Consider the following 14458-nt stretch of genomic DNA (forward strand, 5'->3'; position numbering starts at 1 on the left):
TCGATTTCCCTGGAGGCCCCATGTCTGAAACGACCGCCCGCAAGTTCTCTCTGCTGCCCATGCTCGGCCACACCAAGGGCAAGCGCAGCCCCGTAACCTGCGCCCTGAAATGCGACAACGCCTGCGCCGGCGACGTCTGCAACACCAGTTCCAACGGCTACTTCCGCGACATCGCCTCCGCCACACTGTCGCGCCGCGCGGCTCTGGGCTTCGGCGCCGCCGGTGCGCTCGCCGTCGTCCTCGGCAGTGCCATGACGTCGGCTGAACCGGCCACTGCCGGCGGTCCGGGCCTCTCGCCGGCGGCCAGGGACGGGTTCGGCAAGTCCAAGCTGAGCTTCACCCCCATCGCACCGGTGCCTGCCGCCGTCGACGCCCTGACAGTGCCCCAAGGCTTCACCTGGCAGCCCGTGATCCGCTGGGGTGACCCGCTGTTCAACGATTCCCCCGATTTCGACCTGGCGAACCAGACCCCGGCGGCGCAGTCCCGGCAGTTCGGTTACAACAACGACTACACGGACATCCTGCCCATCGAGGGATCGAAGGATCGCCGCGCCGTGCTGTTCACCAACCACGAGTACACCAACGAGAACATCATGGTTCCGGCCACGTTCGACGCCGCCCAGGCACGGGGAATCGGCCGCGCCGCCCACGGGCTCACTGTCGTGGAGCTGGAACGCAAGAACGTGAACAAGCCGTGGAGCTACGTCAAGGGCGCCCCGCTGAACCGCCGCTTCCTCACCAACACCACATACGAACTCACCGGCCCGGCCGCCGGCTCGGCCCTGGTCAAGACCGTGGCGGACCCCAGCGGGCGGGCCATCCTGGGGACGCTCGGAAACTGCTCCGGCGGCACCACGCCCTGGGGGACCATCCTTTCCGGCGAGGAGAACTTCAACGGCTACTTCGTCTCGGCAGGCACCTCGGCGAGTGACAAGCGCTACCGCCTCACGTCGTCGGCCACAGCCCGGAAATGGGAGCTGGACGACCCTCGCTTCGACACCCGCAACGACGGATACGCCAACGAGACCAACCGCTTCGGCTGGATTGTGGAAGTGGACCCGTTCGATCCTGCCTCTACCCCGAAGAAGCACTCCTCGATGGGCCGTTTCAAGCACGAGGGCGCCAACGTCATCATCGCCGAGTCCGGCCACGTTGTGGCATACATGGGCGACGACGAGCGCTTCGACTACCTCTACAAGTTCGTCTCCAAGGACAAATACCGCGAGGGTGACCGTCAGCACAACATGACGCTGCTCTCCGCCGGCGACCTCTACGTCGCCAAGTTCACCGGCGACTCGCCAGCCGCCGAAATCAACGGCACGGGCACGCTTCCGGCCGACGGCGCCTTCGACGGCTCCGGCGAATGGCTTCCCCTGGTGGTGGGCGGAAAGTCAGCGGTGGACGGCATGTCGGTCGAGGAGGTCCTCGTTTACACCCGCCTGGCCGCGGACAAGGTGGGCCCCACCAAGATGGACCGCTGCGAGGACGTCCAGCCCAGCCTGCTCACGGGCAAGGTCTACGTTGTCTGCACCAACAACTCCGACCGCGGCAAGCCCGGCAAGGAAGGCCCCACCGAGGTAAACCCGCGGAGCCTCAACCGTGACGGCCATATCGTCGAGATCACTGAAACGGGCGATCAGGCGTCCACCAGGTTCGCCTGGAACCTGCTGATGGTCTGCGGCGATCCGGCCAAGAACGCCTCCACCTACTTCGCAGGCTTCCCCAAGGACCAGGTCTCGCCGATCTCCTGCCCGGACAACGTGGCCTTCGACTCTGTGGGCGACCTCTGGATCGCTACCGACGGTGCGCCGTCCAGCATTGGCTACGCCGACGGCCTCTTCAAAGTCACCCTGGCCGGGGCCGAACGCGGCAAGGTGGAGCAGTTCCTGGCCGTGCCGCGCGAGGCGGAAACCTGCGGCCCGATCATCCACGACGACGAGTGGACCGTATTCGTGGCCGTCCAGCACCCGGGCGAGGAAGGATCCTTCGCGGACCAGCACTCGTACTTCCCGGACTACGTTCCGGCAGGTGCGACGCCGGTCGCCGGCCAGGTGCGCGCGCCCCGTCCCGCCGTCGTCCAGGTATTCCGCACGGACGCCTAGCCCTTCCCGCACCCCGACGCTCCCTCACCTTTCGCGGGTTTTTGGGGGACGCTCCCTCACCTTTCGCGGGTTTTTGGGGGACGCTTCCTCACGTTTCGCGAGTTTTGGGGGGACGCTTCCTCACGTTTCGCGAGTTTTGGGGGGACGCTTCCTCACGTTTCGCGGGTTTCCGGGGAACGCCTCCTCACGTTTCGCGCCATCTTCTGCGAAAGGTGAGGGAGCGTTTGGGTTTTGGCGGCGAAAGGTGAGGGAGCGTTTGGGGTGGCAGACTGGTTCGGTGACTTCCGTGAACGACCCTGCCCCTGACGCCGCTGCCCCCGCAGCCGCTTCTGACGCCTCCGGCTCGGACGCCGCCGCCCAGGCTCCGTTAGGCTCCGTCGAGGCGGCGAGGATCGCCGTCGGCGGCCTGATCGACGGCGGAGTCCAGTACGTCGTGGTTTCGCCCGGATCGCGCTCGGCGCCCATGGCCTACGCGCTGGCCGAAGCCGACGCTGCCGGACAGATCGAGCTGCTCGTCAGGATCGACGAAAGGTCCGCCGGGTTCACCGCCCTCGGCCTGGCCCTGTCCGCCGGCTCACCGGCAGCTGTCCTCACCACGTCCGGGACCGCCGTCGGGAATCTGATGCCCGCCGTGATGGAAGCCAACCACGCCGCAGTACCGGTCATCATTCTCTCCGCCGACAGGCCCGAGGAGCTGCGCGGAACGGGTGCCAACCAGACCACCATCCAGCTGGACCTGTTCGGTGAGCACGTACGCTTCGCCGCAGATATCGCTGCCGGCAGCAACCCGCTTCGCGCCGTGGAGACAGCACTCTCCGCAGCCACCGGCGCCTTCTCTGACCTCGCCCCCGGCCCGGTCCAGCTCAACCTCGCCTTCCGCGACCCGCTGGTTCCGGCGCCCGAGGAGCGGCTCCCGCCGACATCGCGCCGGCAGCGTTTCCGGATTGGAACGGAGCCGCTGACTATGAGCCTCGCCCCTGCCTCCGAGAACCTGCCGGAGCGGCGCACCGTGGTCCTTGCAGGGCACGACGCCGGGCCGGTCGCCGAGGCCTTCGCCCGCGCCCACGGTCTGCCGTTGCTCGCCGAGCCGTCCTCGAACGCGCGCTTCGGGCCGAATGCCGTGGGGCCGTACCGGCTGCTGATCGGACACTTCGGCCCGGATTCCGCCATGCCGATTGAGCGCGTGGTGGTGTTCGGCCGGCCCACGCTGTCCAGGCCTGTTGCCTCGTTGCTGGCCCGCGCCGACGTGCCGTCCGCGTTGTACCAGCCGGTTCCGGTGGCCTGGTACGAGCCCGGCCGGCGCACCGAGCTCCCGCTGGAGAGCCTCGCAGACCTCGCAGATTTCGCAGGCCGGGGCCCTTCCGCGTGGCTGGATGCCTGGCTGCTCGCGGGGTCCGCTGCCCAGCGCGCCCTGGACGGAATTTTGGACGCGCAGCCGGCCGCGACCGGTCCGGCAGTCGGCGCTCTTGCGTGGAAGCACGCCCGCGGCCAGCTGCTGCTGGGCTCCTCCAACGGCATCCGCGACGTCGATCTGGCCGGTCACCCCGGCACTGAACCGTCCGCCACGGTCTTCGCCAACCGCGGCCTCGCCGGGATCGACGGCACTATCTCCACCGCCACCGGCATCGCCCTGGGCGGCCGCCAGGAGACCACCGTGCTGCTCGGCGACGTCACCTTCCTGCACGACGCCGGCGGCCTCCTCCTTGGTGCCGGCGAGGAACAGCCGCAGCTGCGCATCGTGGTCCTCAACGATTCCGGCGGCGCGATCTTCAGCCTCCTCGAGCACGGCGCGGTGGCCGAGGCAGGCGGCTACGGAGACGCCGTCGAGCGCCTCTTTGGAACCCCCCACTCAGTGGACATCGCGGCACTCGCCGCAGCGTACGGCGTCGGACATTGCTCAGTGAGCACGACGGCGGGACTCGCCGAAGCGCTGGCCGCGCCGTTCACGGGGCGCACCATCGTTGAAGTCCGCACGGACCGGCACGACCTCCGTGCCCTGCACGGCCGGATCAAAACCGCTGTAGCCGCGGCCGTCGCCGGAGTGCTCGCGGGCTGAAGCACCCCTTAAACAGCAACGCGGGGTCACATACGGCCCATCATGCACGGCACATTGGGCGATAAGTGACCCCGCGTTGGGTGGGGCTCGCGTTGGGCGGGTCAGAGGACCCGGCTTAGGAACTCCTTGGTGCGGGCGTGCTGCGGGTTGGCGAGCACCTCCCGGGGATCACCGGATTCGACGACGACGCCGCCGTCCATGAACGTCAGACGGTCGCCCACTTCCCGCGCGAAGCCGATCTCGTGGGTCACCACGATCATGGTCATGCCGGACTTGGCCAGATCCTTCATGACACCCAGGACATCGCCGACGAGCTCCGGGTCCAGGGCGGACGTTGGCTCATCGAAGAGCATGAGCTCCGGCTCCATGGCCAGGGCACGGGCAATCGCGACGCGCTGTTGCTGGCCGCCGGAAAGCTGGGACGGATAGTGGCCGGCGCGGTCAGCCAGGCCGACCCGGTCCAGCAGTTCCATGGCCCGCTTCCTTGCCATGTCGCGGGACAAGCCCTTGACCTGCACGGGCGCCTCCATGATGTTGTAGAGGGCTGTCTTGTGCGGAAACAGGTTGAACCTCTGGAAAACCATGCCGATTTCGCGGCGCTGGGCGGCGATTTCCTTGGTCTTGAGGTCGTGGAGCCTGCCGTTGATCTCGCGGTAGCCGATCAGGTTGCCGCCGACGGAAATGCGGCCCGCGCTGATGGTCTCCAGCAGATTAACGCAGCGAAGCATGGTGGACTTGCCCGAACCGGACGGACCGATGACCACGGACACCTCGCCCTGGTTGACGGTCAGGTCGATGCCGCGCAGCACGTGGTGGTGGCCGTAGAACTTGTGGAGGCCTTCGATCTTCACCAGTGGTTTTTCAGCGGTGATCGTCATTTTGCCTCCTCCTCGGGAAAGTCCATCTTCAGCGTCGGCTCCGCGAAGGCGCTCGGTGCTACCGCGGCGGCGGCCTTGGCTGCGGCGGGATTTATTGCAGCGGGTGCCAGGTTATCCACGCCCTTTCCGTAGTAGGCCTCGATGAAGTGCTGGCCCACCATCAGCAGGCTGGTGATGACCAGGTACCAGATGGCCGCCACGATCAGCAGCGGCACGGGGAGGTAGGTCCGGTTCGCCAGGGTATTGGTGGCGAACGTCAGGTCCAGGGTGAACGGAACAGCCAGGACCAGCGACGTGGTCTTGAGCATGCCAATCGTCTCGTTCCCCGTGGGAGGAACGATGACACGCATGGCTTGCGGCAGGATGATCCGCCACATGATCTTGGTCTTGCCCATGCCCAAAGCCTCCGCGGCTTCCATCTGTCCGCGGTCAACGGACTTCAGGCCGGCCCGGAAGATCTCCGCCAGGTACGCGGACTCGTTCAGGCCCAGGCCCAGGATGGCAGCAGCAAGGCCAGTGATGACCGTGCTCGTGTCCACGCTGAACAGCTCGGGCCCGAACGGGACACCGGCGCTGATCTTCGGGTACAGGACCGACACCAGGCCCCAGAAGACCAGCTGGGTGTAGACGGGGGTTCCTCGGAAGAACCATACCCAGGCCCAGCTGGACCACCGGAATATGGGGTTTTCCGACTGGCGCATGAAGGCCAGGAGGATGGCCAGGACGATCGCCAGCACCATCGAAGCGACGGTCAGCAGCAGCGTCCAGCCCACGCCCTGGACCACCTTGGTGTCCAGAATGTAGAGTCCGACGACGTCCCAGCGGAAGTTGGGATTGGTCACCAGGCTCTGCAGGAACACAAACAGCACACCGAGGATGAGGACGGCGCTGATCCAGCGGCCGGGGTGCCTCACCGGCACTGCTTTATTCAGTACCGGTGCTGTCTGGTTTGGCTGTTGGCCCATGGGTGCACCTGATGTGTGCTTGGTTGTTGGAAGACTCAAGAGCTGGCCGCCGGGTTGATTTCGGACTTGGTGATGGCGCCGTCAGCGTTTCCCCAGCCCTCAAGGATCTTCTTGTAGGAACCGTCGCTGATGAGTTTGGTCACGGTCTTCTGGATGACGTCGGCCAGGGCGGTGTCCGATTTGGCCACTGCGATGCCCTGGGGCGCTGAGTCGTAGACGTCGCCGAGCCGTTCCAGCTGACCGTGGGTCTGGGTCAGGGCGTAGCCGATGATGGGGGAGTCTGCCGCCATGGCGTCGATGCTGCCGTTGACCAGCCGGGTGGTGACATCGGTCTGGTTCTTCAGCGTGACGATGTTAATGGGCTGCTTGCCGTCGGCAGCGCACTTCTTGTTGCGGTCCGCGAGGTCCGGATCCTCCTGGACGGTGCCGGTCTGGACGCCGACGTTCTTGCCGCAAACATCATCCAGGGAGAACTTCTTCGGGTTGCCCTTCTGGACGGCCCATGCGGTGCCGGCGTTGAAGTAGCTGACCATGTTGACTGCGCCGAGCCGCTCCGGGTTGATGGTGAAGGAGGAGATGCCCAGATCGTACTTGGGGCCAAGGGCCGGGAGAATCCCGGTGAACTCGGACGTCTGCACCTGGACCTTCAGGCCCAGGGTGGCGCCGATGGCCTTGGCGATGTCGACATCGTAGCCCACGGGGGTCTGGCCGTCGGGGCCGAGGAACTCGGCGGGGGCGTAGCTGGTGTCCGATCCCACGGTCAGGGTCCCCTTGGACTTGATGGCCGCAGGAACCATGGCCGCCAGTGCGTCATCCTTCTTGATGGTTGACGGGTCGAAGCTGGGCGCTGCGCTGCCTGAAGCTGAAGCCGCGCCGCCGCCACCCCCGGGGGCCGCGTTCTCCGAGGCGTTGGTGCAGGCGGAGAGGGCCAGGGCGCCGATGGCGAGAACCGTGGCTGCTTTGAGCGGGGTGTGGCCCAGAAGCGAGCGGAAAATCTGCATGTTTTTTACCTTTTGTTGCGGGAGGAATGCATACCTAAAGCGGGTAATAGTGTATCGCTGAACAGGAGATGTGCGTCACAGGTAACTTAGTTTTCCTATTGGATAACTATTTTGAGGGGAGGCGCAAGGGGTTTCAATATCCGGATGTCTCTAATCCCGGACAGTTTGGGGGCCCAAAACAGCCCCTCCTGCTACCTAGTTGCTGATCCCCAGCGATTCCAGCATCGGCCGGAACTTCGCCCACGTCTCCGCCAGCTCCGCCTCCGGCTGGGACCCGTCCACGATCCCGCAGCCCGCATAGAGCCGCACGGTCTGCGGGTCCTCGATCACGGCGCCGCGCAGCGCAATGCCCCATTCGCCGTTGCCCGCAGCGTCCAGCCATCCCACCGGCCCCGCATAGGGCCCCCGGTCCAGGTGCTCGAGCTTGCGGATCAGGGCCCCGGCCACCAGCGTTGGCGTCCCGCAGACCGCCGCGGTGGGGTGGAGCGCGTTGATCAGGGCCAGGCACGTGGGCACGTGGCCCTCCACTTCAGCCAGCTCCGCCTTGACGTCCGACGCCAGGTGCCACACATTCGGCAGTTCCAGGATGAACGGTTCATCGTGCGCGTTCATGGCCTCGGAGAACGGTGCCAGCTGCGACGTCAGGGACTGGATGGCGATCTCATGCTCATGCCGCTGCTTCTCCGAACCGGCCAGCACCCGCTCGGCGTAGTCCATCGGAATCCCGGCCTGGCCGTGCGCGTCGCGGCGGTCCAGCGTGCCGGCCAGGACCCGCGCCTGCGCCGTGCGGCCCTCCACCTGGATCAGCATCTCCGGCGTCGCGCCCACCAGGCCGTCCACCCCGTACGTCCAGCATTCGCGGTAGCGCGCGGACAGTTCGCGGAGCACCTGGGCAGCATTGACGCCGGTTGGAACGGTGGCCACGATGTCCCGCGCCAGCACCAGTTTCTCGAGCGCCCCGGTTCGGATTTCCGCCACCCCGGCGGCAACGGCGGCCATCCAGTCTTCCTCGCTGAGCGAGCCGGTGTGCAGGGTGGCGCCGGCTGCAAGGGGCAAAGGACGTACGACGGCGGCACCGGCTCCCGGGGGCTGGGCACCGGGGGTGCCGTCCCCGGCAACGTCAGGGTCCGACGTCGGAACATCCCCGTCTGGGAGGAATGCGGACGCGCTGCCACTGCCCAGCCAGCGGTCAAGCGCGGCGAGAGCGCCTGCTTCGGTGAGCACGCCGTCGTCGAACGTCAACTGTGTCAACCAGGCGTGGCCGTCACGGAAACCCACCACGATCTCCGGCACAATCAGCCGGGATTCGTGGGCCGATTTCTTGGAGAACGCGAACGAGCCGAAGGCGACCGGGCCGGTGCCGGGGAGTTCCACGGAATCGGTGATGTCAGCTTCGATGACCAGGTGCCGCCACCAGATATCGGCCTCGAGGAAGCGGTCAGGACCGGTCGTGGTGAAGCGGGTGATCTCCCCGAAGCCCACCAGTCCGGCCTCGCGGCGGGACCAGCAGAGAACATCGTCCCGGACCAGAAACTGCGGCAGCCCCCCGGGAGATGCTTTGCCATCCAGGGGGACTGTCAGGGTGCGGAACGTGCTCGTCATGATGAGACAACAGTACTCCGGGTACTTAAAGGTACTGGCCTTGGCGAGTACCTTGCAGTACCTCGTTCAGCCCACAGCGCACGAACCGCCGGTGGTTCGTGGGCCTGCCGATCATTTGAGACAATGACAAGGTGAACCGAGCATCCTTGGATAAGCGTCCGGACGAAGTAGCCACGATGTTTGACGACGTCGCCCCCAAATACGACGTCGTCAATGATGTCCTCTCGATGGGGCAGACCCGCCGCTGGCGCAAAATCGTGGTGGAAGCCATGGAAGTCAGGCGGGGCCAGCGGGTGCTCGATCTGGCCGCCGGAACCGGCAGCTCAAGCGAGCCATATGCCGACGAAGGCATAGATGTGATCGCCTGTGATTTCTCCCTGGGAATGCTTAAGGTCGGCAAGCGCCGCCGCCCGGACATCAACTTCATCGCCGGTGACGCCACCAACCTTCCCTTCGCGGACGACGCCTTCGATGCCACCACCATCTCCTTCGGGCTGCGGAACGTCAACGAGCCCAAGAAGGCCCTGACCGAGATGCTCCGCGTCACCAAGCCGGGCGGCAAGCTGGTCATCGCGGAATTTTCCCAGCCCGTCGTCCCGCTGTGGCGCACCATGTATACCGAATACCTCATGAGGGCACTGCCTGCCATCGCCGTGAAGGTGTCCTCCAACCCGGATGCCTACGTGTACCTCGCCGAATCCATCCGCGCCTGGCCGGACCAGGACCATCTTGCTGCCTGGCTTCAGGAGGCTGGCTGGGAAAAGGTCACCTACCGCAACCTCAGCGGCGGGATCGTGGCGGTTCACCGCGCCTTCAAGCCATTGGATTCGAGCCCTGACAGTGCCGCTGCGGCCATCGCCGCGAACAAGGGCCCCGTGGCAAGGCTCCGCCGCAACATCATGCGCTGACCCGGTGAAAGTACTGATCGTTGGGGCAGGACCCGCCGGCTCCACCGCGGCGTATTACCTGGCCAAGGCCGGCATTGACGCGACCGTTCTCGAAAAGACCAGCTTTCCGCGCGAGAAGGTCTGCGGCGACGGCCTCACACCCCGGGCTGTCCGAGAGATCCAGAAGCTGGGCCTGCCGCACCCGGAAGAGGATGGCTGGCGGCGGAACAAGGGCCTGCGCCTCATCGCTGGTGGCCGCACCATCGAGCTGCCGTGGCCCGAAGTGTCGGACTTTCCGCAGTACGGTCTGATCCGCACGCGCCTCGGTTTCGACGAGGAACTGGCGCGCCACGCCCAGGCCGCCGGCGCCACAGTGCTGGAACGCCACAGCGTCACGGAAGCCCTGCGGTCGGAGGACGGCCGCGTTACAGGTGTCCGCGCAGCGCTGCTGGACGGGTCCGGGCGGAAGACGGGGGAGACGCGCGACTTTCCTGCCGACGTCGTACTCGCCGCCGACGGAAACTCCACGCGCACCGCCGTCTCACTGGGAATCCAGAAGCGGGACGACCGTCCCCTCGGCGTCGCCGTGCGAACCTACTTCACGTCGCCCCGGCACGATGACGACTGGATGGAAGGCTGGCTGGAACTCCCGGGCCGGGACGGACGCCTGCTTCCGGGCTATGGCTGGGTGTTCGGTGTGGGCGACGGAACGTCCAATGTGGGCCTGGGGATCCTGAACTCCTCCAAGGAATTCGGCAAGCTCGACTACAAGCAGGTCCTGCGCGAATGGACCGCCGGGATGCCCGCCGAATGGGGCTTCTCCCCGGAGCACCAGGTGGGGGAGATCCGCGGCGCCGCGCTGCCCATGGGCTTCAACCGGACTCCCCATTACTCGCCAGGACTTCTGCTCCTGGGTGACGCCGGCGGCATGGTGTCCCCGTTCAACGGTGAGGGCATCTCCTACGCGATGGAGTCCGCGCGCTTTGCGGCCGAGTTCATCATTGATGCCTCATCTTCAGCAACGCCCGACGCCGACACCCACCTTTCCGGGTACGCGGACTATGTGCGCGGCCAGTGGGGCTCGCACTTCACGCTGGGCCGGGCGTTTGCCGCGGTGATCGGAAAACCGGCGGTCATGAAGCTCGCGCTGCGGACCGGGATGCCCGTTCCTGTCCTGATGCGTTTCGTGGTGCGGCTGCTGGCCAACCTGACGGATCCGTCAGCGAAGGGCTTCGAGGACCGGGCCATCCGGGTCCTGGAATCGCTGGTTCCGGCCACGTCCAACACCTCATCGGCGTCGAATCTGCGGTATCCGCAACAAAAAGTTAGGGTTAACCAGTGACTAACTCCGCAGACCACAGCTGGACGCATGCCGGGCACGGCCTGCCGGACTCCGAACCCAGCCTCAATACCACCGCCATTGCCACGGGCCTTCAGCTGCCCGCAGGCTTCGCGGCGATTGCGGAGGATGCCGAGCTGGGCCCCGCCATCACCACTAACCTTGCCCGGGTGGAAAAGCAGTTGCGGGAAGCCATTGCCAACTCCGATCCGCTGGCTGACGCAACGTCGCGTCACCTCGTGGAAGCCGGCGGCAAGCGGATCCGTCCCCTTCTGACCCTGCTGTGCGCGCACCTTGGCGACGCCTCGCGCGCTGCCGTTGTCCAGGCCGCCGTCGTGGTGGAACTGACGCACCTGGCTACGCTCTACCACGACGATGTGATGGACTCCGCTCCCTTCCGCCGCGGCGCCCCCACGGCCCACGAGGTGTGGGGCAACTCCGTTGCTGTGCTCACCGGCGACCTCATCTTCGCCCGCGCCTCCATCCTGGTGTCCGAGCTCGGTTCGCGTGCTCTCGGGATCCAGGCCCGCACGTTCGAGCGGCTCTGCCTCGGCCAGCTTCATGAGACCGTGGGTCCGCGGCCGGATGAGGATCCCGTGGAGCACTACCTCTCCGTCATTGCGGACAAGACGGGGTCCCTGGTGGCGGCATCGGGCCAGCTGGGCGCCATCTTCGCCGGCGCCGATCCGGCCTACGAGGACCTTCTGGTGGAATACGGCGAAAAGGTGGGCGTGGCCTTCCAGCTCGCCGACGACGTCATTGATGTCACGGGCGTCAAGGTCAAGTCGGGCAAATCCCCCGGGACCGATCTGCGCGAAGGCGTGCCCACCCTGCCGGTCCTGCTCCTGCGCAAGGCCGCCGCGAACGGTGACCATTCCGCCGTCGACCTCCTGCAACTCATCGACGGGGACCTGTCCTCCGATTCCGCGCTGGCTGCTGCTGTCGAAGGACTGCGCGAGCACCCGGTGACCGCCGAATCGTGGGTGGTTGCCCGGGCCTGGGCTGACGAAGCCATCGCGGCACTGAAGCCGCTGCCGGAGGGTGTTGTGAAGACGTCGCTGTCCAACTTCGCGCTGGCTGTGGTGGACCGGGCCAGCTAGTCCGGGTCCGGACTCCTGGTGACCTGGGTTCTGTTGTTCGGCGGATTTAACGCAATAGCCCCGGTCTGCTGCAACGATACGAATCATACGCTGCAACGAACCGGGGCTATTTCTCCGTTCGCATCAGACCCGCCGGAGGCGTTTAGCGGATCCGTGAATAGTCTATGACAGCTTTGTCACAGAATGCAAGCCGGTTGTTACCAAGCGTGTCACAGGCTTTGCCCGTCCCTCCCGACCAACTTGCGTCATTTATCAGCCCTTAAGCTGAGGGTGCCCGCGATATAGCGGGGTTTGCGGTGGCGCAAGGCGCAATAGTTACGCAATCCGGGTCGAGCCGCCCCGCAAAATTTTGGGCTTGCTCGTTGTCCACATAGCCGAGATCCTCCCTCCCGCCCGAATAGCTACAGCGACACGCTGGGCTGATGGACATCACAGCCTTCCTGCTGAGGCACGGCGGCGCGGCGCGGACTGGGCAATTGACGAAGGCCGGATTTGGCAGGTCAGACCTCCGCCGTGCGGTGAGCCGCGGCCAGGCCGTGCAGGTGAGGCGTGGCGTTTTTGGCTTACCGGGATCGAATGCCCTCAGTGATGCTCGGGAGCACGGCGGGCTCCTGACCTGCGTTTCCGCGGCCCCGATTTACAACTTGTCGGTGCTTGCTCAGACGCAGGTTCTACATCTTTGCCGTAGCCATCCCCTGCCCAGCACCAAAATTGTGGAGCACGGCCGAGCCAGGCACCCCAAGCACGGGTGGCTTCCAACTGTAGGACTCGCAGACGTGCTGCTGCACAGCCTCCACTGTTTGCCGGAGCTGGAGTCGCTGGTGATGGTTCAGTCAGCGGTCGGGAGGGGCGACATTGAACTGGAGTTCCTTTATGCCAGGTTGCCTGGGCGTCGGAATGGCAGGGTCCGGGCCGTACTGGACCTGGTGATTCCCAGATCGGACTCTTTGCTGGAGGTCTTGGCAAACACCCATTTCCAGAGGGCCGGACTACGGGTCCGAAGGCACGTCTTGATCCCAGGAGTTGGTGAGGTTGACTTCCTCATTGAAGACTGCCTGGTGGTTGAGACTGACGGCTCGACCCACTTCGAGCCCAAGGCGGTCAAACGGGACCAGCGGCGGAACAACAGAAGCATCCTGGGCGGCTATCTTGTGTTGCGCTACTACTACGCCGACGTCGTGTATTCGCCGGATGAGATGGTTGCTGAGGTCCTCGCCGTCCTTGAACTGAGGCGGCAGGGAAAATTCTTCGCCATCTGACGTGGATGTGAGAAGGCCATGGACCAAATTGCGTGATTTATGCCTGAAGTAGGCAGTCCAAGCCCCCGAATGTCAGGAAGTGAAGCTGCCAGCACGGTATTAATTACGCATTTGTGGCGACAGGCGCTGCCAGAAGCCCTAGTCTTCGTCGTTGAAAGCCCACTCGAACATGTCGAAGACAAACTCCGAGAACGTACCCTCTTCGCTCTTCCACTGGGCGCGGGCATTGTTGCGGCGGTAAACGATGGGGTCCGGGACGCTGAGGTCGCCAACGCGGAAACCCCAGGTGAATTGCTCTTCCTCGTCCTCGAGGAACATCAGGAAGCCCTCGTCATCAACTTCGAGCTCTTCGGGATCCCAGAAGTAGTGGTAGGCCTCCATGAGGTCCTCGCAGCCGCCCAGGGCCAGGTAAAACTCGCGGAGGACCATGGGGACCTGGAACTGGTGGTCGGAGAGGGCCGCATCAAGCTCGTCGGCGGGCAGCCCGTCCTCTTCCTGCCATTCGTCTTCGAGATACTTCGGAACAAGCGCGCGGAACTTCTCGAGGAACATGTCAGTCATGTTCATATCCTAGCTAATCCCGGTCCCTGTATTCGGCCGTTTCAGCTCCCGGCCGATGCCATCCGCGCACCGCCAGCGGAACATACCAGGACCGTCGCCAGGCCACCACGCGGAACACGAAAACCAGCACGGCCACGGCGAAGGCCGTGAGTCCGTTAAAAGCGCCGGACAGCCAGAGGACCGTGGTCAGCGCAGCCCCCGTGAAGGCGGGCAGCGCGTAGATATCCCTGGGGTCGAAGAGCCTGGGCACCTCGTTGGCGGTGATGTCGCGCAGCAGGCCCCCGCCCACCGCCGTCGTCACTCCCAGCACGACGGCGGCAACGGGATTCACGCCCACTGCCAAGGCCTTCAGGGTGCCGGTGATGCAGAAGAGGGCCAGCCCGCCGGCGTCGAACAGCACCAGGAGCGAGGTAAAACGCTGGACGCTCGAGAACAGGAAGTACACCAGGACCGTGGCCAGCAGCGGCGGGACCAGATAGGCGGGATTGCTGAATGCGGCAGGAGGGGCGGCGCCCAGGATGATGTCACGAATGACCCCGCCGCCCAGGGAAACCAGCGAGGCCAGGAGCAGGGAGCCCACGATGTCGAACTGTTTCCGGGCTGCCAGGAGGGAGCCTGACACCGCGAAAAAGAAGACGCCGGCCAGGTCCAGCCACACCAGGGCGATGTCAAAAGGGAAAGTCATGGAGCGTCCCGGCTACTAGAGGA

12 protein-coding genes and 1 pseudogene are annotated in these 14458 nt (G+C 65.5%); 7 read left to right on the forward strand and 6 right to left on the reverse strand.

The genetic code is table 11. The features are described from left to right. Window positions 1-20: 20 nt before the first annotated feature. Together QFZ40_RS03860 and menD are read left to right on the forward strand one after the other, a co-directional pair. Window positions 21-2102 carry a PhoX family protein gene (locus QFZ40_RS03860; protein WP_306902953.1) on the forward strand — a complete coding sequence of 694 codons (2082 nt, stop codon included), beginning with the start codon at window positions 21-23 and terminating at the stop codon, window positions 2100-2102. A 277-nt stretch (window positions 2103-2379) separates the two neighbouring features. Continuing rightward, complete coding sequence (gene menD, locus QFZ40_RS03865) at window positions 2380-4158, forward strand: 2-succinyl-5-enolpyruvyl-6-hydroxy-3-cyclohexene-1-carboxylic-acid synthase (protein WP_306902954.1); 1779 nt, start codon at window positions 2380-2382, stop codon at window positions 4156-4158. A 101-nt stretch (window positions 4159-4259) separates the two neighbouring features. Here menD and QFZ40_RS03870 read toward each other — a convergent pair whose 3' ends face one another. The 4 genes from QFZ40_RS03870 to QFZ40_RS03885 all read right to left on the reverse strand — a co-directional run bounded on the left by QFZ40_RS03870 (window position 4260) and on the right by QFZ40_RS03885 (window position 8604). Further along, window positions 4260-5036 carry an amino acid ABC transporter ATP-binding protein gene (locus QFZ40_RS03870; RefSeq protein ID WP_306902955.1) on the reverse strand — a complete coding sequence of 259 codons (777 nt, stop codon included), beginning with the start codon at window positions 5034-5036 and terminating at the stop codon, window positions 4260-4262. Then, window positions 5033-6001: an amino acid ABC transporter permease gene (locus tag QFZ40_RS03875; RefSeq protein WP_306902957.1), complete on the reverse strand. Its 969-nt coding sequence runs from the start codon at window positions 5999-6001 to the stop codon at window positions 5033-5035. The genes QFZ40_RS03870 and QFZ40_RS03875 overlap by 4 nt, the downstream gene beginning before the upstream one ends. Before the next feature lie 35 nt (window positions 6002-6036). Continuing rightward, entirely contained in the window at window positions 6037-7002 is a 966-nt protein-coding gene (locus QFZ40_RS03880) for an ABC transporter substrate-binding protein (protein ID WP_306902958.1), read from the reverse strand. Window positions 7003-7197: 195 nt separating this feature from the next. Next, the gene (locus QFZ40_RS03885; RefSeq protein ID WP_306902959.1) at window positions 7198-8604 is read right to left on the reverse strand and encodes an isochorismate synthase; all 1407 of its coding nucleotides are present in this window, start codon (window positions 8602-8604) and stop codon (window positions 7198-7200) included. Between the two features lie 131 nt (window positions 8605-8735). On the opposite strand from QFZ40_RS03885, the gene QFZ40_RS03890 reads away from it, so the two are divergent. The 5 genes and pseudogenes from QFZ40_RS03890 (at window position 8736) to QFZ40_RS03910 (ending at window position 13189) form a co-directional block, all read left to right on the forward strand. After that, window positions 8736-9512: a demethylmenaquinone methyltransferase gene (locus QFZ40_RS03890; protein ID WP_306902961.1), complete on the forward strand. Its 777-nt coding sequence runs from the start codon at window positions 8736-8738 to the stop codon at window positions 9510-9512. A gap of 4 nt (window positions 9513-9516) precedes the next feature. Beyond that, the gene (locus QFZ40_RS03895; RefSeq protein WP_306902963.1) at window positions 9517-10833 is read left to right on the forward strand and encodes a geranylgeranyl reductase family protein; all 1317 of its coding nucleotides are present in this window, start codon (window positions 9517-9519) and stop codon (window positions 10831-10833) included. Then, window positions 10830-11930 carry a polyprenyl synthetase family protein gene (locus tag QFZ40_RS03900; protein ID WP_306902964.1) on the forward strand — a complete coding sequence of 367 codons (1101 nt, stop codon included), beginning with the start codon at window positions 10830-10832 and terminating at the stop codon, window positions 11928-11930. The genes QFZ40_RS03895 and QFZ40_RS03900 overlap by 4 nt, the downstream gene beginning before the upstream one ends. Before the next feature lie 422 nt (window positions 11931-12352). Then, window positions 12353-12439 (forward strand): annotated as a pseudogene (locus QFZ40_RS03905) (hypothetical protein); the annotation flags it as partial. 501 nt (window positions 12440-12940) lie between these two features. Then, window positions 12941-13189: an endonuclease domain-containing protein gene (locus QFZ40_RS03910; protein ID WP_306906812.1), complete on the forward strand. Its 249-nt coding sequence runs from the start codon at window positions 12941-12943 to the stop codon at window positions 13187-13189. 138 nt (window positions 13190-13327) lie between these two features. Here QFZ40_RS03910 and QFZ40_RS03915 read toward each other — a convergent pair whose 3' ends face one another. Both QFZ40_RS03915 and QFZ40_RS03920 read right to left on the reverse strand, forming a co-directional pair. After that, window positions 13328-13750, reverse strand: a complete 423-nt coding sequence (locus QFZ40_RS03915; RefSeq protein WP_306902965.1) for a hypothetical protein — start codon at window positions 13748-13750, stop codon at window positions 13328-13330. A 13-nt stretch (window positions 13751-13763) separates the two neighbouring features. Further along, on the reverse strand, window positions 13764-14435 hold the full coding sequence (locus QFZ40_RS03920; RefSeq protein WP_306902966.1) for a trimeric intracellular cation channel family protein: 672 nt from the start codon (window positions 14433-14435) through the stop codon (window positions 13764-13766). Window positions 14436-14458 lie beyond the last annotated feature (23 nt).

This window comes from Arthrobacter pascens (genome assembly GCF_030816475.1).
Classification (GTDB): domain Bacteria; phylum Actinomycetota; class Actinomycetes; order Actinomycetales; family Micrococcaceae; genus Arthrobacter; species Arthrobacter pascens_B.

Coding starts and splice junctions, on each gene's coding strand:
- QFZ40_RS03860 (WP_306902953.1), top strand. CDS start 21: ATGTCTGAAACGACCGCCCGCAAGTTCTCTCTGCTGCCCATGCTCGGC.
- QFZ40_RS03870 (WP_306902955.1), bottom strand. CDS start 5,036: ATGACGATCACCGCTGAAAAACCACTGGTGAAGATCGAAGGCCTCCAC.
- QFZ40_RS03875 (WP_306902957.1), bottom strand. CDS start 6,001: ATGGGCCAACAGCCAAACCAGACAGCACCGGTACTGAATAAAGCAGTG.
- QFZ40_RS03880 (WP_306902958.1), bottom strand. CDS start 7,002: ATGCAGATTTTCCGCTCGCTTCTGGGCCACACCCCGCTCAAAGCAGCC.
- QFZ40_RS03885 (WP_306902959.1), bottom strand. CDS start 8,604: ATGACGAGCACGTTCCGCACCCTGACAGTCCCCCTGGATGGCAAAGCA.
- QFZ40_RS03915 (WP_306902965.1), bottom strand. CDS start 13,750: ATGACTGACATGTTCCTCGAGAAGTTCCGCGCGCTTGTTCCGAAGTAT.
- QFZ40_RS03920 (WP_306902966.1), bottom strand. CDS start 14,435: ATGACTTTCCCTTTTGACATCGCCCTGGTGTGGCTGGACCTGGCCGGC.